At 61.7% G+C, this 23982-nt stretch carries 15 protein-coding genes and 1 pseudogene; 13 read left to right on the top strand and 3 right to left on the bottom strand.

Annotation, left to right across the window (positions count from 1 at the left end):
- The first annotated feature begins 125 nt into the window (after positions 1-125).
- The 9 genes from NXC14_RS14640 to NXC14_RS14600 all read left to right on the top strand — a co-directional run bounded on the left by NXC14_RS14640 (position 126) and on the right by NXC14_RS14600 (position 13736).
- Positions 126-602, top strand: coding sequence for a VOC family protein (locus tag NXC14_RS14640; RefSeq protein ID WP_085778758.1), 477 nt, complete (start codon positions 126-128; stop codon positions 600-602).
- 402 nt (positions 603-1004) lie between these two features.
- A complete protein-coding gene (locus NXC14_RS14635) occupies positions 1005-2948 on the top strand; it encodes a PrkA family serine protein kinase (protein ID WP_085778757.1) in 1944 nt (647 codons plus the stop codon).
- A gap of 12 nt (positions 2949-2960) precedes the next feature.
- Entirely contained in the window at positions 2961-4235 is a 1275-nt protein-coding gene (locus NXC14_RS14630; RefSeq protein WP_085778756.1) for a YeaH/YhbH family protein, read from the top strand.
- The gene (locus NXC14_RS14625; RefSeq protein WP_085778755.1) at positions 4232-5782 is read left to right on the top strand and encodes a SpoVR family protein; all 1551 of its coding nucleotides are present in this window, start codon (positions 4232-4234) and stop codon (positions 5780-5782) included. Before NXC14_RS14630 ends, NXC14_RS14625 begins: the two co-directional genes overlap by 4 nt.
- A 202-nt stretch (positions 5783-5984) precedes the next feature.
- The gene (locus NXC14_RS14620) at positions 5985-6893 is read left to right on the top strand and encodes an adenylate/guanylate cyclase domain-containing protein (protein WP_085778754.1); all 909 of its coding nucleotides are present in this window, start codon (positions 5985-5987) and stop codon (positions 6891-6893) included.
- Positions 6894-7150: 257 nt separating this feature from the next.
- Positions 7151-8356 carry an efflux RND transporter periplasmic adaptor subunit gene (locus tag NXC14_RS14615; RefSeq protein WP_085778753.1) on the top strand — a complete coding sequence of 402 codons (1206 nt, stop codon included), beginning with the start codon at positions 7151-7153 and terminating at the stop codon, positions 8354-8356.
- Complete coding sequence (locus NXC14_RS14610; protein WP_085778752.1) at positions 8353-11508, top strand: efflux RND transporter permease subunit; 3156 nt, start codon at positions 8353-8355, stop codon at positions 11506-11508. Before NXC14_RS14615 ends, NXC14_RS14610 begins: the two co-directional genes overlap by 4 nt.
- 268 nt (positions 11509-11776) lie before the next feature.
- Entirely contained in the window at positions 11777-12775 is a 999-nt protein-coding gene (locus tag NXC14_RS14605) for a flagellin (RefSeq protein ID WP_085778751.1), read from the top strand.
- Between the two features lie 295 nt (positions 12776-13070).
- Complete coding sequence (locus NXC14_RS14600; protein ID WP_085778750.1) at positions 13071-13736, top strand: OmpA family protein; 666 nt, start codon at positions 13071-13073, stop codon at positions 13734-13736.
- A gap of 67 nt (positions 13737-13803) precedes the next feature.
- Here the strand turns inward: NXC14_RS14600 and NXC14_RS14595 are convergent, their stop codons facing one another.
- On the bottom strand, positions 13804-14211 hold the full coding sequence (locus NXC14_RS14595) for a DUF2000 family protein (RefSeq protein WP_085778749.1): 408 nt from the start codon (positions 14209-14211) through the stop codon (positions 13804-13806).
- 32 nt (positions 14212-14243) lie between these two features.
- On the opposite strand from NXC14_RS14595, the gene NXC14_RS14590 reads away from it, so the two are divergent.
- On the top strand, positions 14244-15158 hold the full coding sequence (locus NXC14_RS14590) for an AraC family transcriptional regulator (protein WP_085778748.1): 915 nt from the start codon (positions 14244-14246) through the stop codon (positions 15156-15158).
- On the opposite strand, the gene NXC14_RS14585 is transcribed toward NXC14_RS14590, so the two are convergent.
- A complete protein-coding gene (locus tag NXC14_RS14585) occupies positions 15118-16212 on the bottom strand; it encodes an AbrB family transcriptional regulator (RefSeq protein WP_085778747.1) in 1095 nt (364 codons plus the stop codon). The genes NXC14_RS14590 and NXC14_RS14585 overlap by 41 nt on opposite strands.
- Before the next feature lie 208 nt (positions 16213-16420).
- The gene (locus tag NXC14_RS14580; RefSeq protein WP_085778746.1) at positions 16421-17326 is read right to left on the bottom strand and encodes a LysR family transcriptional regulator; all 906 of its coding nucleotides are present in this window, start codon (positions 17324-17326) and stop codon (positions 16421-16423) included.
- A 92-nt stretch (positions 17327-17418) separates the two neighbouring features.
- Here NXC14_RS14580 and NXC14_RS14575 point away from each other — a divergent pair.
- From NXC14_RS14575 to NXC14_RS14565, 3 genes and pseudogenes are all read left to right on the top strand, one after another.
- A pseudogene (locus tag NXC14_RS14575) lies at positions 17419-18449 on the top strand (aldo/keto reductase).
- A gap of 261 nt (positions 18450-18710) precedes the next feature.
- Entirely contained in the window at positions 18711-20123 is a 1413-nt protein-coding gene (locus tag NXC14_RS14570) for an FAD-linked oxidase C-terminal domain-containing protein (RefSeq protein ID WP_085778745.1), read from the top strand.
- A 113-nt stretch (positions 20124-20236) separates the two neighbouring features.
- The gene (locus tag NXC14_RS14565) at positions 20237-23944 is read left to right on the top strand and encodes an AsmA-like C-terminal region-containing protein (protein ID WP_085778744.1); all 3708 of its coding nucleotides are present in this window, start codon (positions 20237-20239) and stop codon (positions 23942-23944) included.
- Positions 23945-23982 lie beyond the last annotated feature (38 nt).

The following is a 23982-nucleotide window of genomic DNA, read 5'->3' as shown; positions in this document are numbered from 1 at the left end:
GTGGCGAGGCTGCCGCGGGTGAGCGGGCGAAAAATTCCGATCGCAGCCTGTCGGAACCGGCGCCGACCAGACGTCCTCGAAGCACGGACAGAAGTCCGGGATACTCGCCAACAAGGAGGCTGTCTATGCCGAAGGTCATTTCAAATCTCTGGTTCGCCGAGCAGGCACGCGAAGCCGTCGAATTCTACGTGTCGATGATTCCGGATTCCAGGATCGGCCGCACCACCATACTTCCGGCGGAAACGCCGAGTGGGCCTCCCGGCAGCGTCGAGCTGATCGAATTCACGCTCGGCAACCAAGCTTTCCTGGCGATGAAGGCCGGCCCGCTCGATAGCTTCAACCACTCGTTCTCGATCGCGGTTCTTCTCGATAGCCAGGCGGAGATCGACCGGATATGGGATGGCTTCCTCGCCAATGGCGGCACGCCGGAGGCATGCGGCTGGCTGAAGGACCGCTGGGGCCTGTGCTGGCAGATCGTGCCGCGCGCTCTCTCCGAGATGATCGCCGACGAAGATCGCGAGCGGGCAAGGCGTGTCACCGAAGTCATGCTCGGGATGGTCAAGATCGATGTGGCTGCGCTGGAGAAAGCGTTCAACGGCTGAGAGCCGGGAGGCGCGCGATCGCAATAAACCGGGCAGGGGTGACTTCGCCCGGTTTCATCCTGCGGGGGCGCGCTCACTGCCCCGCAATCAGAGCCGGCTTGCTCTTGCCGGCGGGAAATCGCCGATTTTCCACGGCTCGAATCACGGGCGCTATTGCACACCTTTTTGACCTTCATGTCACGTCGCTAAATGTGCTGATATCGCGACGCCCCTTTTCTCAACTACAATAAGAAACAGTTTCGTAGAGTAAAAAAATACCGGTGCATGCACAATTTTGTGCATTGCCACAAACGGCCGGTCAGCGTGGAATATACCTACGAAACTATTGATTCTTAGGAACGCCGTGGCCATCTCGATGGTTATACGGCTTAGAGCCTGCGGCATAACCTTAATGGAGGTCCCATGCTGAGTGAATCCGTATTCGATGCGTTTACCCGCAGTTATGAAGCGCGTCGCGAAAGCGACATGTCGGTCTCGGAATATCTTGATCTCTGCAAGACCGATCCGATCGCCTATGCCAACGCCACCGAGCGTCTGCTCGCTGCCATAGGCGAACCACAGATGGTGGACACCGCCAAGGACGCGCGCCTCGGCAGGATCTTCATGAACAGGACGATCCGGGTTTATCCGGCCTTTGCCGGTTTTCACGGCATGGAAGAGACAATCGAACGCATCGTCTCCTTCTTTCGGCATGCAGCGCAGGGGCTCGAGGAGCGCAAGCAGATTCTTTATCTGCTCGGTCCGGTCGGGGGCGGCAAGTCGTCCTTGGCTGAGCGGCTGAAGCAGTTGATGGAAGTGCATCCGATCTATGTGCTGAAGGCGGGCGAAGAGATCAGCCCCGTGTTCGAAAGCCCGCTCAATCTCTTCGATCCGGAGACGATGGGCCCGCTCCTGCAGGAGCAATACGGAATCCCGCAGCGGCGGCTGAACGGATTGATGAGCCCGTGGTGCCTGAAGCGGCTCGACGATTTCGGAGGCGATATCTCCCGATTCCGCGTCGTCAGGATACAACCCTCGCGATTGCGCCAGATCGCAATTGCCAAGACCGAGCCAGGCGATGAGAACAACCAGGACATCTCCTCGTTGGTCGGCAAGGTAGATATCCGCAAGCTGGAAACCTACTCTCAGAACGATCCGGATGCCTACAGCTATTCGGGCGGGCTGAACCGCGCCAATCAAGGCGTGCTCGAATTCGTGGAGATGTTCAAGGCGCCGATCAAGATGCTGCATCCGTTGCTGACGGCAACGCAGGAGGGCAACTATATCGGCTCGGAGAATATCGGCGCCATACCTTTCTCCGGAATCGTCCTCGCTCATTCGAATGAGGCGGAGTGGCAGACTTTCAAGGCCAACAAGAACAATGAGGCCTTCATCGACCGTATCTGTGTGATCAAAGTGCCCTATTGCCTGCGGGTGACAGAAGAACAGAGGATCTACGAAAAGCTGATCGAGGGATCGGAACTGGTGGACGCACCATGCGCCCCGGCAACGCTCGAAATGCTGGCGCGTTTCTCCGTTCTTTCGCGTCTGCGCAAGCACGAGAATTCGACCTTCTTCTCGAAGATGCGCACCTATGACGGGGAGAGCCTGAAAGAAAGCGATCCGCGTGCCCGCAGCGTCCAGGAATACCGGGATGCTGCCGGTATCGACGAAGGCATGGACGGAATATCGACCCGCTTCGCCTTCAAAGTGCTCGCCTCCACCTTCAATCACGACACGACTGACATTGGCGCTGATCCCGTCCATCTGATGTATGTGCTGGAACAGGCGATCCGTCGCGAGCAGTTTCCCGATGATGTCGAGAAGCGTTATCTCGAGTTCATCAAGGCCGATCTTGCGCCACGCTACGCAGAGTTCATTGGCAACGAGATACAGAAGGCCTATCTTGAATCTTATGCGGACTACGGACAGAATCTGTTCGACCGCTACGTAGATTATGCCGATGCGTGGATCGAAGATGTGGACTTCAAGGATCCCGATACTGGTCAGCTTCTCGACCGCGAGCTCCTCAATCAGGAGCTGACGAAGATCGAAAAGCCGGCGGGAATCGCCAATCCGAAGGATTTCCGCAACGAAATCGTCAAGTTCTCACTGAGATCGCGGGCAGCGAATGGCGGAAAAAATCCGTCATGGACGAGCTACGAGAAAATCCGGGAAGTCATCGAGAAGCGTATGTTCTCGCAGGTCGAAGATCTCTTGCCGGTGATTTCCTTCGGATCGAAGAAGGATTCGGAAACAGAAAAGAAGCATAGCGAATTCGTCTCGCGCATGGCCGCGCGAGGTTACACGGAACGGCAGGTTCGGCGCCTCGTCGAATGGTACATGCGCGTCAAACAGGCAAGTTAATGCGGAGCCATTATGCACATTGTCGACCGGCGGCTAAATCCGCGCGGTAAAAGTCTGGAAAATCGTCAGCGGTTCCTTCGACGCATGAAGGGAGCCGTGCAGCAGGCGGTGAAACGTTCGCTGCAAAATCGAAACATTCGAGACGTGCTCGACGGCGGGGAGATCAGCCTGCCGATCGATGGGATGGCAGAACCAAGCTTTCGAAGGGGTGAAGGCGGCATTGCCGACCACATCCTGCCCGGGAACCGGGCTTTCGTCGAGGGGGACATCATTCCGCGGCCGCCGGGCGGGAAGGGCGGAAAACCAAAAGATGCAGGCGAGGGCGACGGTGAGGATGGCTTCCGTTTCGTACTGACGCGGGAGGAATTCCTCGATGTGTTCCTTGACGACCTCGAATTGCCAGACCTCGCCAAGCGGCGTCTAGCCGAAACCGAGGAGGAAACTCCGTTCCGGGCCGGCTATTCCGTATCAGGGTCGCCTTCCAACATTGCCGTCGGCCGCACGACGAAGCTGGCAATGATGCGCCGCGTTGCGCTTGGCCGCCCACGCCGCGAAGAAATCGAAGCCCTGCAGCGGCAGATCGAGGAATGCAAGGACGAGGAGACCCGTCTGGCACTTGAGACAAAACTCAAAGCCCTGACGGAAAAAAGCCGGCGCATTCCCTATATCGATCCGCTTGATGTCCGCTATCGCCGCTTCGAAAACGAGCCGAAGCCAGTCGCTAAAGCGGTGATGTTCTGCCTGATGGACGTGTCAGGCTCCATGTCGGAGCACATGAAGGACCTCGCGAAGCGATTCTATCTGCTGCTCTACCTTTTCCTGTCGAAACGCTACAAGAAGGTGGAAATCGTCTTCATCCGTCATACCGACAGGGCTGAGGAGGTCGATGAGGAAACCTTCTTCTACGGCCCGGCGACGGGTGGCACGCTGGTTTCGAGTGCGCTTGCCGCAATGCGGGCAATTATCGCAGCGCGTTTCGACCCGGCGGAGTGGAATATTTATGGTGCCCAGGCCTCGGATGGCGACAACGCCCATTCGGACGGAAATCTGACCGGGCAGCTGCTGCGCGAGATTTTGCCGCTATGCCAGTATTTCGCCTATATCGAAGTCGGCGAGGAGGGCGGCGATTCTTCAATATCGCGATCGCCGCTGTGGATGCTCTATGATGGGATCCGTTCCGAACCGCTGCCGCTTTCAATGCGCAAGGTCTGCCGGCGAAGCGAAATATTCCCTGTTTTCCACGATCTCTTCCAGAAACGTGAGGCACAGTCGAAGGTGACGCCATGACCATGACGGTGAGGCCAAGAGAGCGGCTCCTATTCGAGGGGGCCGACTGGGACTTTGCAACGCTGCAGCGCATCCACGATGCGTGCGAAGAGATCGCGCTCGGTGAACTCGGCCTCGATGTCTATCCGAACCAGATCGAAGTCATTACCTCGGAGCAGATGCTGGATGCCTATTCCTCAACCGGCATGCCGCTCTTTTACCGTCATTGGTCCTTCGGAAAGCACTTCGCGCATCACGAGACCTTCTACCGCCGCGGGATGCGCGATCTTGCCTACGAGATCGTCATCAACAGCTCTCCCTGCATCTCCTATCTGATGGAGGAAAACACGGCGACGATGCAGACGCTCGTCACCGCCCATGCGGCCTTCGGCCACAATCACTTCTTCAAGAACAACTATCTCTTCAAGCTCTGGACCGATGCCGAGGGAATTCTTGATTATCTCGATTTCGCCAAAGGCTATATCACCCGCTGCGAAGAGCGCTACGGCGAGACGGCGGTCGAAAGAACGCTCGATGCGGCGCATGCGCTCATGTCGCATGGGGTGCATCGATATGCCGGCAAGACCACCATCGACCTTCGCCAGGAGGAGAAGCGGGAACAGGAGCGTCGCGCCCACGAGGAGCAGATGTTCAACGATCTGTGGCGCACGGTTCCCGTCGGGAAGGCGAAGAAGACGGGTGACATAGGCTTGGAAAAGCGGCGCGCCGCGCTCGGTCTCCCGCAGGATAATATCCTCTATTTTCTCGAGAAATCTGCGCCCCGGCTGCAGCCGTGGCAGCGAGAGATCCTTCGCATCGTGCGCCACGTCGCGCAATATTTCCATCCCCAGCGGCAGACCAAGGTGATGAACGAGGGAACCGCCACCTTCGTCCACTATCAGATCATGAACCGACTTCACGAGCGGGGGCAGATCAGCGACGGCAACTTCCTCGAATTCCTGAAGTCGCACGCCAATGTCGTCTTCCAGCCAAACTACGACGATCGGCGGTTCTCGGGTTTCAATCCCTATGCGCTTGGTTTTGCGATGATGCAGGACATCGAGAGGATCGTCACGAAGCCGACGGAAGAGGACCGGGCATGGTTTCCCGATATCGCGGGAAGAGGCGACGCGATGGTGGTCCTGCGCGACATCTGGGCGAATTACCGCGACGAAAGTTTCATCAGCCAGTTCCTCAGTCCGAACCTGATCCGACGGTTTCGGCTGTTCCATCTCTACGACGACCCGGAACAGACCGAAGGTGTGCTGGTTTCGGCAATTCACAATGAACGCGGCTATCTGCGCATTCGCCGCCAGCTCTCCCGCGAATACGATATCGGCTGGACCGATCCGGCAATCGATATCGTCGATGTCGATCTCGCCGGCGACCGTCGCCTGTTGCTGCAGCATATCGTCATGAACGGCTGCTATCTGCAGGAAGGTGACACGAAGCTCGTCCTGCAACATCTTGCCGATCTTTGGGGCTACGATGTGCTGCTTCAGGAAATCGACGGTTCGAGCAGCGTGGCGAAGGAACACACGGCAAGCCCGCGCAAGATCGTTCAATGATCCGGTTTTTTGCAACGTGTCGGGCTAAGGCGCATCGTACGCCTCCATCCTTTGTCCGCATCCGGCGGCGATCGGCAATTATCGATGGCAACAAACACAAAGGCTGCGTAATTTAACGCCGCTGCAATCGTTCATATTGGTCTCCACTCAACCCAAATCCACCTTGCAGCGACCTTTCGGGATAGCGCAAAGGCGAGCGACAATGAGTGAAACGCGGCGGAAGCTGACGACGATCTTCTGTGCTGACGTGCAAGACTACACACGGCTGATGGGGGCCGACGAGGAGGGGACGCTTGCGACGCTGAAGCGCTGCCGCGACGCGATGGCACATTTGATCGAGAGCCATGGCGGCCGCGTCGTCAACACCTGGGGCGATGGACTGATCGCCGAGTTTCCGAGCGTCGTCGAAGCCGTGCGCGCGGCCGTCGATACCCAGAACGAACTTGCCGGCTTCAATGCCGGCCGCCCGAGCGACGGGCGCATGCTCTTCCGCATCGGCATCAATCTCGGCGACGTGATCGTCGAAGGCGATGACATTTATGGCGACGGCGTCAATATCGCCGCGCGGCTGCAGACGTCGGCTTCGCCCGGAGGCATCGTAATATCAAGCACCGTCTACGATCAGGTGCGCAAAAAGGTGGCTGTTGGTTTCGAGTTTCTCGGGCCGCTGACAGTGAAGAACGTCGAAGAGGGCGTGCCGAGCTACGCGGTGAGAATCGGCGAGGGAGGCGACGAAACGCCGCCTGCCGAACGACCCGCCTCCCGGCAACAGCCAGCCGCCGCCGTCACGGCCGAGGCAAGGCCGGTGTCCGGCGGACGGAGGCTGTTTGCCGTGCTTGGCGTCATCGCCCTCGTGCTGATCTTCATCAATCTCCTGTCGTGGCAGGGTGTTTTCTGGGCGCGCTTTCCACTGCTTGCGATAGCCGTTGTTGCAGCGCTCGCCTGGAATCGTGAACAGACGCGTTTCGACCGCAGGATGGCCACGCTCGCGATTGTGGCGCTCGGCATCATCGGCATCAACGTCCTCACCTGGAGCGGGACCTTCTGGGCGGTTTGGCCGATACTGGGGATCGCAGCAACCATCGGCCTGCGGTGGTCGCTGCGTCGATAGCTAGTTCTTCACTGGTTTTGCTGGTTATCTCGCTTCTGTAACGACGGCGACAAGAGGTTTTCGAGTTTCGTTCAAGCAAAAGTGAGCGGCCGGGTTATTTCCAATCTTCGCTGATATTACAAATCGGTAATGCCGGCCGCTTATGCTTGTCGGTAAGCTGTAAACGCGCGATATTGTCGCACCAGATGGGAAGCTTGATCCCGCAGCGCCTCTTTCGACCGGCCCTGGTCCAACCTCGAGTCCCTCCGGAGACGTGAATGGCCTTTTGGAAGCAGTTTATACTTTCACTCATCGTCATCATTGCCGGCTTCGCCGCGTGGGTTTTCCTTGCGCCCGGCGCCGGCGATAAGATGCGTGATGCCGGCATCCCCGACAGTCTCGTTTCGAAGATTGCGCCGAAGGCCGAGGAGACTGCGGACGCCGGTGCTTCCGCCGGGGCACGGGGACAACGGGGCGAGGGGCAAGGACAGGGTCAAAACCGCCGCGGCGGCGGGCGCAACAGCGCCATTCTCGTCGCGACGGAAGCCGTCGTCCAGGGCGTCGTCAACGACCGGCTGAATGCCATCGGTACAGGCGATGCGATCCGTTCCGTCGCGGTAACGCCGCAGGCATCGGGCACGATCCGCGAAATCCTCATCAAGTCGGGCGACAGGGTGAAAGCCGGGCAGGTGCTCGCCAAGCTCGACAGCGAGGAGCAGGTGATCGCCCGCGGCCAGGCGGACGTGGCGGTGAAGGCCGCGGTCGAGAAATCCAATCTCTATCACAACATCAAGTCCAGCGTGTCGCGCATGGACGTCTTCGATTCCGAGATCGCCGAGCAGGGCGCGCGACTGCAGTTGCAGGCCGCCGAACTCAATCTCGCCCGACGCAACATCACGGCCCCGATCGACGGCATCGTCGGCATCGTGCCCGTCAATATCGGCGACAATGTCACCACAACCACGCCGATCGTCACACTGGACGATCGGTCGGAAATCCTCGTCGATTTCTGGGTGCCGGAGCGCTTTGCCAACACGGTTGCGGTCGGCCAGCCGGTTGAGGCGATGTCGGTGGCAAGACCGGGGCAGATGTTTTCCGGCGTGATCGAGGCTGTCGACAACCGCATTGATGCGGCAAGCCGCACGCTGCGCCTGCGCGCCCGCATCGACAATGCCTCCGACGAGCTGCGCGCCGGCATGTCCTTCAGCGTCAGCATGAAATTCCCCGGCGACAAATATCCGGCGGTCGATCCGCAGTCGGTGCAGTGGGATTCGCAAGGGTCCTTCGTCTGGCGTGTGACCGACGACAAGTCGCACAAGGTGCGCGTGAGCGTCGTGCAGCGCAATCCCGACTTCATTCTCGTCAAGGCCGACCTCAAGGACGGCGACAAGATCGTGACGCAGGGCCTGCAGCGCGTGCGTGAGGGTGGCGCGGTGCGTGTTTCCGCCGATGTTGCCGCGAGTGGGGAGGTCGCCACCCAATGAACGTGACGGAACTGCCTCAGGACCGAGCGTCGAGCAAGCAGAGTTTCACCGCGCTTTTCGTTCGCCGGCCGATCCTGGCGCTGGTGTTCAATACGCTGATGGTCGTCGCCGGCCTTGCAGCCTATGTCGGCGTCGAGGTGCGGGAGCTGCCTGATGTCGACCGTCCCGTCGTCACCGTGCGCACCACTTTCGACGGCGCTTCACCGCAGACGATTGACCAGGAACTGACCAAGGTGATCGAGGGTGCAGTCGCCCGCGTCAGCGGCCTGAAGTCGATCTCCTCGACCTCTTCCTTCGGCCAGAGCCGGGTGACGCTCGAATTCTCCGATGCGATCGATCTCGCCGTCGCCGCCAACGACGTGCGCGATGCAATCGGCCGCATCACGCAGAACCTGCCAGACGAGGCAGATGCGCCGCAGATCGTCAAGGCGGATTCGGATTCTTCGCCGATCATGCGCCTTGCCGTCACCTCCACCAAGCTCAACATGGACGACCTGACGCAGCTCGTCGAGAACGAGGTGATCGATCGCCTCGCCTCCGTCGATGGCGTCGCGGATGTCGAGGAATATGGCGACCAGGAGAAGGTCTTCCGCGTCGATGTCGATCAGGGGGCGCTCGCCAGCCGCGGGCTCACCATTGGCGACCTTACCAAGGCGCTCGACAATGCCGCGCTCGACGTGCCGGCCGGCTCGCTGAAGAGCGCGACGCAGGATATCGTCGTGCGTGCCACCGCCAATCTGCAGACGCCGGCGGATTTTTCCGATGTCATGCTGCAAGACCGCGTCCGGCTGGGCGATGTCGCGACGGTGACGCTCGGGCCGCGCGACGGCGATACGGCGCTGCGCTCGAACGGCAAGCCCGGCATCGGCCTTGGCATCATCCGTCAGGCGCAGTCGAATACGCTCAATATTTCGACCGGCATCAAGGCGGCCGTCGAGCAACTATCGAAGACGCTGCCCGAGGGAACGACGATCGCCATCACCAGCGACGATGCGGTCTTCATCCAGGGCGCGATCCATGAGGTGGTGCTGGCGCTGGTGCTTGCCGCCGTCATCGTCACCGCGGTTATCTATCTCTTCCTGCGCGACTGGCGGGCAACGCTGATCCCGGCCGTCAGTATGCCCGTGGCGCTGATCGGCACGCTGGCGGCAATTTACATGGTCGGTTTCTCAATCAACATCCTGACGCTGCTCGCCATCGTGCTGGCGACCGGCCTCGTCGTCGACGACGCGATTGTGGTGCTCGAAAACATCGTGCGCCGGCGCGCCGAGGGCATGGGACCGCGCGCGGCCGCCGTGCTCGGCACCCGCGAAGTGTTCTTCGCAGTTATCGCCACGACAGCGACGCTGGCGGCCGTCTTCATCCCGCTTTCGTTCCTGCCGGGGCAGGTCGGCGGTCTCTTCCGCGAATTCGGCTTTGTACTCGCCTTCTCGGTAGGACTATCGTCGATCGTGGCGCTGACGCTCTGCCCGATGCTCGCCTCGCGCATGCTGACGAAGCCGATGATTGAGGATCACGGAGCGCTCGGTCGCTTCGGCGGCGCGCTCGCCCGTTGCTACAAATGGGCACTGCACGGGTGCCTCAACGCGCCCTTCGTGGTTATCCTGGTCTCGTTGATGTTTGCCGGCGCGGCGCTCATCGCCTTCTCGACGGTCAAGAGCGAGCTCACGCCCGAGGAGGACCGGTCACTGGTGATGATGCGGCTGACGTCGCCGCAGGGATCGAGCCTCGAATATACCCGCGACAAGATGCAGCTCGTCGAGGAATATCTGCAGCCGCTGGTCGATAGCGGCGACATCCGCAACGTCTTCTCGATCTCCGGGCAGGGCGGCTCGCTGAACAGCGGCTTCATGGTGCTGACGCTTGCTCCCTGGGGAGAGCGTCACCGGACCCAGGCCGAGATCGTCGGCGACATCAATCAGGCGGCAGCGAAGGTGCCGGCGCTGCGCGGCAACGCCATATCTTCCAACAGCCTGCGCATCCGCGGCGCCGGCAGCGGCGTGCAGATGGCGCTTGTTGGGAACGATCACGAGGCGCTGACGGCGGCGGCCGCCAAGCTGGTGCAGGGGCTCGACGCCACCGGCCACTACGATACGCCGCGGCTCACCAACGAGCCCAGTCAAGCGCAGGTGTCGGTGGCGATCGACCGCGAGCGTGCTTCCGATCTCGGCATCGACATCACGGGGCTATCGACGGCGATCCAGTCGCTGCTCGAAGGGCGCTCGGTGGTCGATGTCTTCGTCGACGGGGAATCCTATCCCGTGCTTTTGACTTCGACGACGCGGCCTATCGATGATCCCACGGATCTCGAAAACGTGTTCCTGAAAACCGGTGACGGCAAGATCGTGCCGATGTCCGTCATCGCCACGATGAAGGAAGGATCGGTCGCGCCGCAGCTGAACCGCGAGCAGCAGCTCGCCTCCGTCGCGATCACCGCCGGCCTCAAGAACGGCATGTCGCTCGGCGATGCCGTGAGACAGGTGACGGAACTTGCCGAGCCCCTGCTGCCGCCCGGCGCACGTTTGCTGCCGCTTGCGGAAGCCGCGACGCTGGAAGAGAATTCGAGCGGCATGACGCTGACCTTCGGTTTTGCCATCGTCATCATCTTCCTGGTACTCGCCGCCCAGTTCGAAAGTGTGCTCTCATCGGTAATCATCATGTCGACGGTGCCGCTCGGCCTTGCCTGCGCCGTCTTCGCTTTGATCATCACCGGTTCCAGCCTGAACATCTATAGCCAGATCGGCCTGGTGCTGCTCGTCGGCGTGATGGCGAAGAACGGCATCCTGATCGTCGAATTCGCAAATCAGTTGCGTGACAGGGGCGAGAACGTGCGCTCTTCGATCGAGAAGGCCTGCGCGCTGCGCCTTCGCCCCGTGATGATGACGATGATCGCCACCATCCTCGGCGGCGTGCCGCTGGTCTTTGCCCACGGCGCGGGTGCGGAAGCGCGCGTGGCGCTCGGCTGGGTGATCGTCGGCGGCCTTGGCTTCGCCACGCTGGTGACGCTGTTCATCACGCCGGTCGCCTATCTCCTGCTTGCCCGCTTCGCCAAGCCGCATGCCCATGAGGAGGCGCGCCTGCACGAGGAGATGTCGGTCGCGACGGGGCCGCGCGCAGCGCCCGACGAGGAGCAGTTGCAGGCCGCCGAGTAAGCCTTCCATCCGCATTGAACACGCCGCCGGATTGCCATTCGGCGGCGTTTCTTATGGTGTATGAAGCCTTGCGGAATAAGATAAATTTCCTCTGAAGATTAGCCGTTTTTTAAGCATAAGCGGCAATGATCGTGGCCAGGAGCCGACTGGCCTTCTTCGTTTCTTGAAGGCAATGCGCTGGAGACCCAGCGACCCCGGACATGAGTGTCTGTGCGGAAGGTTCATCCCTGTTCAGTTGCGTTCTGTTGTGTTTTTGGAGTCTAGTTCCGTGAGTATTTATCAGCGCGTCTCCGTTGATGCGGCGCTCCATGTGCTGCGTGATATCAATCGCAATATGACGGTCACGCAGAACCACATCACGACAGGCATGCGAGTTGCCAAAGCGGCCGACAACGCTGTTTATTGGTCGATCGCCACCACCGCGCGCACCGACAACAAGGCCATTTCGGCGGTCCAGGACGCGCTCGGCATGGCGGCTGCGACAATGGGCACGGCCTATACCGGTGTCCAGAACGTCATCGACGTTGTCTCCGAGATCAAGGCCAAGCTCGTCGCCGCCACCGAGGACGGGGTCGACAAGAACAAGATCAACGAAGAACTCAAACAGTTGCAGGAGCAACTGCGCAGCGTTTCGGAATCGGCGACCTTCAACAGCGACAACTGGGTGATCCTCACCAATGACGCGACGCCGACGCAGCCGCGCCAGATCCCGGCTTCCTTCATCCGCAATGCCGACGGTACGGTCTCCGTGGGCATGCTGAGCTACCATATCGACAACACGCCTGTGGGGGCGACCACGTCCAAGGATGCGCGCTACCTGATCGATGACCGGGCCACTGGTTCCGGCGAATACGGCGTGTTGACCTCGGCCTATTTCGCTACGGAACTCGGCGCTTCGCAGGACTACGTGCTGATGACCAGCAAGAACGGCACCACCACCGGCCAGGTGGTGATTTCCGTCTCTTCAAGCACGACGAAAGGTCAGCTCAGCGAAATGATCAGCGTGGTTGATGCCGCCCTGACGCAGCTGACCACGGTCGGATCGGCCTTCGGCGCGCTGGAAAAACGCATCGAGCTGCAGAACGACTTCGCCACTCAGCTGCACGACAACATCACCGCCGGCATCGGCCGGCTCGTTGATGCCGACATGGAGGAGGAGTCGAGCAGATTGAGGGCGCTGCAGACGCAGCAGCAGCTCGGCCTCCAATCGCTGAACATTGCCAATGCGACCTACGACACCGTCAGGCAGTTGTTCCAGAATTTCTAAGGGTGAGATTGGGCGCTTGGAGCGGCACCGCAATGTTTGTTGTTTGGAGTCCGAGTATCTCGTAGGAAGATTTGGCGCGCCCACTTCTCCTCCTCATTCCTGTGCTCGTCACAGGAACGAGGAGGAGAACGAAGCGCGCCCGCCGACCCGGTAAAAACTGGTGATATCCGTGCCTTGCTGCAACATGGCTGCTGTTTCGGCGCCTGAAATTCCCCTATCAAGGGAACATCTTCATTTTCTTGCCGTATTCCTTGCCATTTGCTCGCATCAGTTTTGAACGGAGACCGTCCTGTCCATGATCAAGAAATTCATACTTCTGGCTGTCGCAGCAAGCTATCTCAGCGCCTGCACGACGACCGATCCCTATACTGGTGAGCAGAAGGTTTCCAATACAGCGGGCGGTGCTGCTCTCGGCGCGCTCGGTGGCGCTCTTGTCGGTGTGGCCGTCGGCGGCGGCGGGCATGGCAAGCGCAACGCAGCGCTGATCGGCGCAGGTATCGGCGCGCTGGCCGGCGGCGCGATCGGCAACTACATGGACCAGCAGGAAGCCGAACTGCGCGCCCAGCTTGAAGGTACCGGCATCTCCGTCACCCGCCAGGGCGACAACATCATCCTCAACATGCCCTCGAACATCACTTTCGACGTCGACCAGGACGCGGTGAAGCCGGGCTTCTATCCGACGCTGAATTCGGTGGCGATCGTGCTGCGCAAGTTCAACCGCACCCTGATCGACGTCAACGGCCATACGGATTCGACAGGCAGCCTGCAGCATAACCAGGACCTGTCACAGCGCCGCGCGCTTTCGGTTGCCGATTATCTCGGCGGCCAGGGCATCGACCAGCGCCGCGTCTCCGCCGTCGGCTTCGGCCCGTCCCAGCCCGTCGCCTCCAACGCGACCGAGGCCGGACGCGCCCAGAACCGCCGCGTCGAAATCCAGATCGCGCCGATCACGCAGGGCTGAGCAGGCGCTCTCTCAGACAACAGAAGGCCAGGCTCGCCCTCGGCCTCTTTAGTTTCTGCTGATCGCATCAATGCTGCATCGTCGCGCCTTTGGTGATCTTGTCGACAATCTTCTTGTCGGCTCTGATCGCGATGCCGACGATATTGGCGTCGTCAGGGGCATACTCGGCAAAGACGGCGCGGTTGGCGGCGTCATGGCCGGTGGCAAACATCTCCTCGATGAATATGGAGGCGGTTACCTCACGTTCCAGCGCGCGGCGGTGGATGGTCGATATCGTCGCTTCGTCGGCGGAAAGCACGATGATTGGCTGGATCGATAGCGGATTGTAGAGATTGCCGGCGCGGTCCTTGTATGGCTCTCCGATGATCTCGGGATATTGTCCGGCGATGCCTGTCGACAGGAAGGCTGTGACGTTCAGCTTCTGCCAGCCGGCAAGATTGTTTCGCAGGACGATCGCAATTTTGGTATCAAACATTCCAGTCTCTCTCATCAGGGTATCGAAACGCGTTGAGCCAGGATCTAACGCCGCAGGTCTTCGAGGGTCTTGAACGTTTGTGCGAGCCGCAGGTGGGCAGCGGCATGCTGGCCGCGCCCGCTGGCAGCGGCATCCTGACTGCGCCCGCCTTTCCCGGCATCGAGCGGATCGAGGCGCAGTTTTCCGGCAACGTCTTCGAGCCGCATCGGCACGATACCTATGCGCTTGGTGTCACGCTGCACGGCGTTCAGACTTTCACATATCGCGGCAAGCGGCGCTTCAGCCTGCCGGGGCAGGTGATCGTGCTGCATCCCGACGAGGAGCATGACGGCGGGGCGGCGACCGAGGCCGGGCTGCATTACCGCATGCTATACATGGAGCCTTCACTGCTGATGGAATGCCTTGGGGCGGAGAAGATCGGGCTTCCCTTCGTCGAGCAGCCCGTGATTGCCGATAGTGCGCTGGCGAAGGTGCTTTTGGGAGCGCTCGGCGCACTCGATCGGGAGCTGGAAGAGCTTTTCGTCGACGATTTCGTCAGCCGCGTCGCCGGCGGCCTGTCACGGCATTCGCAGATGCGCCGCCGGCCACTGGGCACGGTCGCCTGGCGGCAGGTACGGGCAGCACGCGATTATCTGGAGGCGCATGCGCTGAGGCCCGTGCGCTCGGGCGAACTGGAGAAGATTACCGGCCTTGACCGCTTCACGCTGTCACGGCATTTCCGCACGGCCTTTGCCACCAGCCCGCACCGCTACTTGCTAATGCGGCGCCTGCAGCAGGCGAGGGCGCTGATAGGTGCCGGCGAGGGTTTTGCCGATGTGGCGGCCGCGACGGGTTTTGCCGACCAGGCGCATTTCAATCGCCATTTCAAGAAGGCCTACGGCGTCACTCCCGGCCAGTGGGTCAGTCTCAGACGGGGTTTTCCGCAAGGCCGGAACGGCGCGCGATGAAGCGGGCGAGCGCCGGGCCGATCAGCAGAATGACCAGGAAGCGGCCGGTCTGCATGGCCATCACGAAGGGCACGTCTACATCGCTTGATGCGGCGATGATGGCGACGGAATCGGCGCCGCCGGGGCTGGTGGCGAGATAGGCGGTCAGCGGATCGATGCCGGCGAAGACGTGCAGTGCCGCTGCCATGCAGCCGCAGAGCGCCATCAGCAGCACAATGCAGGCCGCGACTCGCGGCAGGGCGCGCGCCACATGGCTGATGATCGAGCGGGTGAAACGCAGGCCGATGCTCCAGCCGACGAGCGCATAGGCGGTGGCAAGCAGCCACATCGGCAGCTCGATCTTCAAAAGGCCAACGCCCTGCAGGAAGGCGCCGAGAAAGAGCGGCACGATGATCATGCCTCCCTGTATGCGCAGGCGCCGCACGCCATGGGCGCAAAAGCCGGTAAAGGCGATCGTCGCGGCAAAGGCTGGCCAGTCTACCGGGGGAAAGAGGACGAGCGGCGGTGGCTCGCCGCCATCGGCCGCCACCCACAGCCGCGATACCACCGATGCGCCGACGGCGACGAAGACGACGCGCAGATATTGCATGAAGGCGACGAGGCGGGCATCGGCGCCATAGGCTTCGGACATGATGACCATGGCGGAAGCGCCGCCCGGCGAGGAGCCCCAGACGGCAGTCGTTCCCGGCAGCACCTGCCAGCGCGTCAAGAGCCAGCCGAGGCCGGTGGCGATGGCGATGACCGAGAAGATGAACAGCAGGAAGATCGGCGCGTCCTTCGCCATCGTGCCGAGAATATCAGGGGTGATGGTGCGCGCCATCATCAGGCCGACGAGGACTTGGCCGAACTGCAGCGGCAGAAGTGGCACGCGAAGCCTTCCCTTGCCGACGGTCAGCGCCAGCACGATGGCCGCGACCATCGGCCCGATCAGCAGCGAGGCGGGCAGGGCCAAGAGTTCGAGGAAGATGGTGAAGACTGTGGAAAGCGCGAGCAGCAACGCCCATTTCGGCAGGCCGGCATCCCGCAGCAGGCGGTGCGCGTGGCTGAGTGGCATGAATCCCCGTATGTTTCTCGGCCGGTGCCAAGCCCTGACGCTGAAGATGGGAGGAAGCTCCGGCATGACGAAGAGAGGCCGGCTCAAGGGCCGGTCGGTGCTGCTTCGGTATAGGCGGGCGCCGCGAGCGCGGTCAATTGCGAAATCTGGCTTCCGGCGAGGCAGCATGCGAATTTGATTCAAGCCGCCGCATCAAGTCCTTGTTATCTCATCTGAGTCGAACATGTTGGACGAGGAAATCGAGCAGGGCGCGCACACGCGCCGGCAGCGGTCCGCCCTGTCCCATATAGACGGCATAGAATTCTTCGATATCGCCGGGATTGGCGGCTTCCAGTACCGGCACCAGCCGGCGGGCATCGATATCGGCGCGCACGGTGAAGGCGGCCAGCCGCGCAAGACCGGCGCCAGAGAGCGCGAGATGGCGCATGGCTTCCCCGTCTCCAACCTGCACGCCCGGCGTGATCGGCACCGTCATCGTTTCGCCGTCCTCGCGCAGCGGCCAGCCCTCGACGGCGCGGGCATAGGAAAAGCCGATGCGGCAATGGCAGCTGAGATCGGCAACGCCACACGGTTCGCCATGACGCCTGAGATAATCGGGCGAGGCGACGATGAGCTTGCCGGTGGTGCCGAGCTTGCGGGCGATCAGGCTAGAGTTCTTCAGGGGGCCGGTGCGGATCGCAACGTCGGCGCGCTCTTCCATCAGGTCGACGATCCTGTCGGTGTGGGTGATATCGAGCGTAACGGCGGGATGAAGCGCCATGAAGGCAGGCACGAGCGGCGCCAGCACATGATTACCGAAGGAGGCGCTGGTGTTGATGCGGATGCGGCCCGAGGCCTGTTCGCCTGACGAAGCCTGGCGTTCGGCCTCGGCGATATCGGCAAGGATCGCGATGCTGCGCTCATAAAAGGCGCAGCCCTCCGGCGTCAGTTGCAGCTTGCGGGTCGAGCGGTTGACGAGGCGGGCGCCGAGGCGCGCCTCCAGCCGGGCGACGAGCTTGCTGACGGCCGACGGCGTCATGCGCCGCGCCGAGGCGGCTGCGGAAAAGCCGCCACGCTCGACAACACTGACGAAGACTTCCATTTCCCCCGAGCGGTTGATGTCCTGACGGCCCATGATGAATTCAAGTCACAGATGATGTTCTGTTTCGCAATCTATATCAACGGAAGTGCCGGGTCTATCTCGGAGGAGACACAGGAGACAGATCGATGGAGTACAGAAATCTCGGCGCATCGGGCCTCAGAGTGCCGGTCCTTAGCTTCGGCGCGGGCACGTTCGGCGGCAGCGGTCCGCTGTTCGGCGCCTGGGGCAATACCGATGCCGAAGAGGCTCGGCGGTTCGTCGACATCTGCCTCGAAGCCGGCGTCAATCTCTTCGATACGGCCGATGTTTATTCGGCCGGCGCTTCCGAAGAGGTGCTCGGCCAGGCGATCCGCGGCCGGCGCAACGCAGTGCTGATCTCGACCAAGACCGCGCTGCCGATGGGCGAGGGGCCGCAGGACTGGGGCACGTCGCGGGCGCGGCTGATCCGGGCGACGGAGGATACGCTGCGTCGGCTCGGGACCGATTATATCGACCTTTTGCAGCTTCACGCCTTTGATGCCTCGACCCCGGTCGAGGAGGTGCTGTCGACGCTCGATAGTCTCGTCGCCGCAGGCAAGATCCGCTATCTCGGCGTCTCGAATTTTTCCGGCTGGGAACTGATGAAGTCGCTCGCAGCGGCGGAGCGCTCGGGCTATCCGCGTTATGTCGCCCATCAGGTCTATTATTCGCTGGCGGGGCGCGACTATGAGTGGGAGTTGATGCCGCTCGGCTCCGATCAGGGTGTCGGTGCGCTCGTCTGGAGCCCGCTCGCCTGGGGGCGGCTGACTGGCAAGATCCGCCTCGGTGAGCCGCTGCCGGCCGCCAGCCGATTGCACGAGACGGCCCAGTATGGCCTGTCGACGACGAGAGGCTGTTCGACATCATCGAGGTGCTGGATTCGATCGCAGCGGAGACCGGCAAGACCGTGCCGCAGATCGCGATAAACTGGCTGCTCGGCCGGCCGACGGTATCGAGCGTCATCATCGGCGCCCGCAACGAAGATCAACTCAGGCAGAACCTTGGCGCGGCCGACTGGAGCCTGTCGAAGGATCAGATCGAAAGGCTCGACGCGGTCAGCGCGGTGACGGCGCCTTATCCTTATTTCCTCTATCGACGGCAGAAGGGCTTTGCGCTCCTCAATCCACCGATCGTCTGAGGCGGTCGGCCCGGCCTGTCCATGGCTCCTGGTCTACAACAAAAGGGGAGTGAAATCTTTTCCCAATCTTAACTGGACAGCCGCTTTGACTTGCCCCATACCGAGCCTGCCGCATATCTCCTTAAATCGGAATCGATGTAAGACGAAATTATGCAGCAATTTTAAAGTTCTACAGCGTCGATGTACGTCTGAACGGACGTGCTGCGCAGTAGTCTGCGGGACGCGGTCTCGTCCACGCGGAATGGGAGGGAGATCAATGGGATGGCGCTGAAGGATGCAAAGACTGGAACACGCAACGAGCCGGGGATATCGGCTGTGCTCGGTATTCTCAAACAGAGCTTCGGCGAGCGTTTCCAGACCGGCCAGTCCTTCCGTGAACAGCACGCCCATACGACCACCTATATCCCGCCGCAACTGCCCGACGGCGTTCTCTTTGCCGAAAGCGCCGACGATGTGAAGATGGCGGTCAGGGCCTGTGCAGCGCACAGAGTGCCGGTGATCGGTTTCGGCACTGGTTCCTCGCTGGAAGGTCAGGTCAATGCCGTCAACGGCGGTATTTCGATCGATTTCAGCCGCATGAGCCGGGTGCTCGAGGTCAATGCGGAGGATCTCGACTGCACGGTCGAGCCCGGTATCACCCGCGAGGCGCTGAACGTCCATCTGCGCGATACCGGCCTGTTCTTTCCGATCGATCCCGGCGCCAATGCCTCGATCGGAGGCATGGCGTCGACGCGGGCCTCCGGCACCAATGCGGTGCGCTACGGCACGATGAAGGACAATGTGCTTGCCGTCACGGCAGTCACCGCCAATGGTGAGGAGATCCGCACGGCGCGGCGCGCCCGCAAGTCTTCGGCCGGCTATGACCTGACGCGGCTCTTTGTCGGCGCCGAGGGCACGCTCGGCATATTGACCTCGGTGACGCTGCGCCTGCAGGCGATCCCGCAGAAGATTGCCGGCGGCGTCTGCGCCTTTCCGAGCATCAAGGCGGCCTGCGATGCCGTCATCATGACGATCCAGATGGGCATTCCGGTGGCCCGCATCGAGCTGCTCGATGCTGTGCAGATGCGGGCGTGCAACGCCTATTCCGGGCTGTCTTATGCCGAAAGCCCGACGCTTTTCCTTGAATTCCACGGCACAGACGAGACCGTGCCGCTGCAATCGGCAGCCTTCGCCGAGATTGCGGCTGAATGTGGCGGGAGCGAGTTTCTGTGGACCGCCAATGCCGAGGAGCGGACCAAGCTCTGGAAGGCGCGTCATAACGCATACTTTTCCGCGAGGGCGCTGGCGCCGGGGCTTGCCGCACTTTCGACCGATGTTTGTGTTCCGATATCGAGGCTTGCCGATTGCGTTTCCGAAACGCAGGCGGATATCGAGGAACATGGGCTGCTCGGCCCTATCGTCGGCCACGCCGGCGACGGGAATTTCCATGTGCTGCTGTTGTTCGATGACAAAAGCGCCGGAGACATAGCCAGGGCCGAGAGCTTCGTTGAGCGGCTCAACCGCCGGGCACTCGATATGGACGGAACATGCACCGGGGAGCACGGCATCGGGCAAGGCAAGATGGCCTTTCTGGAGCAGGAGCTCGGAGGCTCGGTGGATCTGATGCGACAGGTGAAGCAGGCGCTCGATCCGGACGGCATCTTCAATCCCGGCAAGATTTTCCACCAAGGCTGAAAACGGAATATTCTCATGAACTTGGGCCTTGCCCATCGCATGAATAGCGCTAGTGTCGACAACAGAACCCTGAACAGTGTCGGCAACACAATCCCGAATGGAGAATCCTTGCATTGGTAGGCCGGTTCCTCGTCTTTCTGGGGGGAGTGATCGTCGTAGTGCTGTTTGTGGCGCTGCTTGCGCCGTTGTTCATCGACTGGACGGATTTCCGGAAGAACTTCGAGGATCAGGCAAGCCGCATCATCGGTAAGAAAGTCACCGTCCACGGCACGGTGGATGCCCGTCTGTTGCCGTTTCCGTCGGTGACGCTGCATGACGTGCGTGTCGGTCAGGAGGCTGACGGCACGCCGATCGTCAAGGTCGAACAATTTTCCATGGATGCCGAGCTTGCGCCTTTCCTGTCGGGCGAGGCGCTGATCTTTGATATGCGCGTCGTCAATCCGAAGGTGCGCCTCAGATTGCTCAAGGACGGCACACTCGACTGGATGCGCGGCAGCCGCGCCGAAATACCGGCCAAAACAGTCGTTCTGGAAAATGTGCATGTCAGCGGCGGCGAAGTCGATTTCCTTGACGACCAGTCGGGCCGGGCGCGCCGTATCACTGGCCTGAATGCGGAGATGTCGGCCAAATCGCTCGCCGGCCCCTGGCGCGTCGAGGGCGATGCGGCCCTCGACGGCGAACACGGCAATTTCTCGGTTTCGAGCAGCCAGCCGGACGAGAAGGGCGTGCTGCGCATGCGCACGAAGCTGTCGCCGGACAAACATCCGGTCAGTATCGATCTCGACGGCGAACTGAAGCTGGTCGACCGCAAGCCGAACTATCAGGGCCAGCTTTCGGCGGCGATCGAAAACCGCAACAGCGCCAGGTCGGCCAACAAGAACGAGCAGCCGCCGAGGCTCAAGGGCCGCTTCGAGCTTACCAACGAACGTATCCGCATTCCCGAATACCGGATGGAGATCGGCCCGACGGACGATCCCTATGTGATAACCGGGGAAGCGACACTCGATACCGGCAACGCGCCTGAGTTCTTGTTGACCGCCGACGGGCAGCAGATAGACGTGAACCGCATCGGCAATCAGGGCGCGGCCGGCAAGACGACGCGGGATGCCGCGGTTTCGGCGCGCCAACGGTTGAATTCTCTGATCGATATCGTCGCGCAGGTGCCGATCCCGCAGGTGCCCGGCAAGGCAAGCGTCAAACTGCCGGCCATCGTTGCCGGCGACACAACGCTACGCGATGTGCAACTGGAGCTGGAGCCGGCCGGTACCGGCTGGATGATCGACAGCGCCGTCGGCACGCTGCCGGGGCGCACGCAGGTGGAAGGCAAGGGCAAGCTCCTGCTTCAGGGAGACCCCTCGTTCAACGGCCAGATCGTGGTTGCCTCGAACCAGCCAACGGGGCTAGCCTCCTGGCTGGCCGGCTCGGTCGACCCGGCCATCCGCCAATTGCGGCAGGCGGGTTTTTCCGCCAATGTCAGCCTGACTCATGAATTGCAGCGTTTCGAAAATCTCGAAATCGCCATCGGATCGGCGACGCTGAAGGGCCGGCTGGAACGGCAGGCGATCTCCGGCCAGACGCCGACGCTGTCGGTGGCGCTGAATGGCGACACGCTCGATCTTGACGCGCTGCAGGCGCTGGCCGGTCTCGCGACCGGCCAGGAGAGCGGCGACAATGTCCTCGACCATAAGATCGCCGCGCAGCTCAAGGCCGACAGGTTCACCGCCTTCGGGGTTGACGCCGAGAATGTCGAGACCACCTTCACGATTGCCGACGGGGCGCTTGCGGTCGACCGGCTGTCAGTCAAGAATCTCGCGGGCGCCGAGCTGACGGCGACCGGCCGGGCAGAAGGCTCGCTGCTCGACTATAAGGGTGCGGGTGAGATCACCTTCAAATCGGCCGATCCCGGCGGTTTCTTCACCATGCTGCGCGAGCATCTTCCGCACCATCCCGTGCTCGATCGGCTGGTGCGCAATGCCGGCTGGTACGGCAATACGGCGTTGCGCGGTGCGCTGACGCTCGGCGGCGACGAGGGCGATGCGATGACAGTGACGCTGGCCGGCGTCTCGAACGGCAGCCGGGTCAACCTCGATTACCGCATGTCCGATCTCCTGGCGCTGACCGGCAACGGCACGACGAGCCTTGAGGCGACGCTCGAAAACGCCGTGCCATCAATCCTGTTCGGTCAGGCCGGGCTCGACCCGCTGCCGGTCGATGTCGGCGCGAATGGCCGCCTGACCCTCAAGGTTAAGGCGTCGGGCAACGATCCTGCCGATGCGGCGCTGACCTTTGCGACCGACCGGACCTCGTTTACCGCAAAGGGCAAGGTTGACGTGCGGCCGGAGAGCTTCATGAATGGCCAGATCGCGCTTTCGCTCGACAGCGCCGATATCGACCCTTATCTCATCATGAACGGTATTGCCCTGCCGCAGACCGGAACGGGGTTGCCGCTCGGCCTGCAGGTCAATGCCGCCGTCGATAGCGACAAGATCGTTTTGTCCGATCTCAAGGGACATGCGGCCGACAACGCGTTTTCCGGTGCGCTGACATTCGATCGCAAGGCTGCGAAGACAACGGCGAGCGGCGAGCTGACGCTTGCCAAGGCAGATGCCGGCTGGCTCGGCGAGGCGGTGTTCGGCCAGATCGTCGATCCCGCCAGCGGCACGCTGTCGAAGGCGCCGCTGGGCCTGCCCACCTTCAAGGATCTGGACGTCAGGGTGAAGCTGTCGGCCAAGGAATTCTGGCCCGGCCTGCCGGAAACGGCCGTGTCCGATTTCACCAGCAACGTCGCCTATAAGGGCGACGAGTTGCAGCTCAACGACATGGCCGGCAACTGGGAAGGCGGCAAGCTCACCGGCAATCTTCTCTTCACCAATGCCGACGGCACCGGTTTCCTGCAGACGAAGCTGGCGCTTGCCGATTCCGATCTCGCCGGGGTCATCTGGCTGCGTGACGGCGCGCCGGTCGCCAACGGCAAGTTCGGATTGTCGCTGTCGATGGAGGCCTCGGGCAAGACGATCAGTGAGATCGCCAGCTCGCTCAATGGTTCGGGGGAGCTGAGACTCGGCGATATGAGCATACGCGGACTGAACCTTGCCATTCTTCCGCCGCTGCTTGCCGCCACCGACCCAATGCAGGAACAGATCAACGCCGGCAAGGTGCATCCGATCGTCGAGACGTTGCTCAATAACGGCGAGGCGAAGCTGCCGCCGCTCGGAATACCCTTCAACGTCACCGACGGGACGCTCAGGGTGCAGAATGTGACCGTGGCCAACGATCTGGCCCGGGTTACCGCCGACGCGCAGATCGCCTTGCCGGAGCAGCGGATCAGCGCGACGGTCGGTATCGGCCTCAATCCAGGCGCGGAGGCGCTTCCTGGTGTCGAACCGGCGCTACGGCTGAACTTTTCCGGCATGTTGCCGTCACCCGGCAAGACGATGGACGTGACCGATATCACCAGCTACCTGTCGCTGCGTGCTTTTGAGCGCGAGCGGCGGCGGGTCGAGCGGCTGCAGGCGATCGTGCTCGAAAAGCAGCGCCTGCGCCGCGAGGTGGCGCTCTATCGTTTCAATGGCGCCGAGCGCGTCAGAGCGGCCGAAATCGAACGGCAACGGCAGGCGGAGGAAGAGCGGCTGCGAAGACTGGCGCAGGAGGCGGCTGCGCAGAAGGCTGCTGCCGAGGCGGAGGCCGCACGTGCGGAGGCAAAAGCCAAGGCTGATGCGCAGGCGAGGGCGGCTGCCGAGGCGGAGGCGGCCCGGCGCTCCGGGCAGATGCAGCCCGGTCAGCTCGATTTCGACCATCTGCCGGGCATTCAGGCGCAATGAAGACGCGCGGGGTTTGCGTCGCCTGATATTTCAGATTT

It is taken from the genome of Rhizobium sp. NXC14 (genome assembly GCF_002117485.1).
GTDB lineage: Bacteria > Pseudomonadota > Alphaproteobacteria > Rhizobiales > Rhizobiaceae > Rhizobium.
The sequence above is the reverse complement of the archived record's forward strand: the minus strand, read 5'-3'. Positions and strand labels throughout refer to the sequence as shown.

Excerpts from the sequence above, each read along its gene's own strand:
- NXC14_RS14640 (WP_085778758.1), top strand. The coding sequence starts at position 126 with ATGCCGAAGGTCATTTCAAATCTCTGGTTCGCCGAGCAGGCACGCGAA.
- NXC14_RS14635 (WP_085778757.1), top strand. The coding sequence starts at position 1,005 with ATGCTGAGTGAATCCGTATTCGATGCGTTTACCCGCAGTTATGAAGCG.
- NXC14_RS14630 (WP_085778756.1), top strand. The coding sequence starts at position 2,961 with ATGCACATTGTCGACCGGCGGCTAAATCCGCGCGGTAAAAGTCTGGAA.
- NXC14_RS14625 (WP_085778755.1), top strand. The coding sequence starts at position 4,232 with ATGACCATGACGGTGAGGCCAAGAGAGCGGCTCCTATTCGAGGGGGCC.
- NXC14_RS14620 (WP_085778754.1), top strand. The coding sequence starts at position 5,985 with ATGAGTGAAACGCGGCGGAAGCTGACGACGATCTTCTGTGCTGACGTG.
- NXC14_RS14615 (WP_085778753.1), top strand. The coding sequence starts at position 7,151 with ATGGCCTTTTGGAAGCAGTTTATACTTTCACTCATCGTCATCATTGCC.
- NXC14_RS14610 (WP_085778752.1), top strand. The coding sequence starts at position 8,353 with ATGAACGTGACGGAACTGCCTCAGGACCGAGCGTCGAGCAAGCAGAGT.
- NXC14_RS14600 (WP_085778750.1), top strand. The coding sequence starts at position 13,071 with ATGATCAAGAAATTCATACTTCTGGCTGTCGCAGCAAGCTATCTCAGC.
- NXC14_RS14595 (WP_085778749.1), bottom strand. The coding sequence starts at position 14,211 with ATGTTTGATACCAAAATTGCGATCGTCCTGCGAAACAATCTTGCCGGC.
- NXC14_RS14585 (WP_085778747.1), bottom strand. The coding sequence starts at position 16,212 with ATGCCACTCAGCCACGCGCACCGCCTGCTGCGGGATGCCGGCCTGCCG.
- NXC14_RS14580 (WP_085778746.1), bottom strand. The coding sequence starts at position 17,326 with ATGGGCCGTCAGGACATCAACCGCTCGGGGGAAATGGAAGTCTTCGTC.
- NXC14_RS14570 (WP_085778745.1), top strand. The coding sequence starts at position 18,711 with ATGGCGCTGAAGGATGCAAAGACTGGAACACGCAACGAGCCGGGGATA.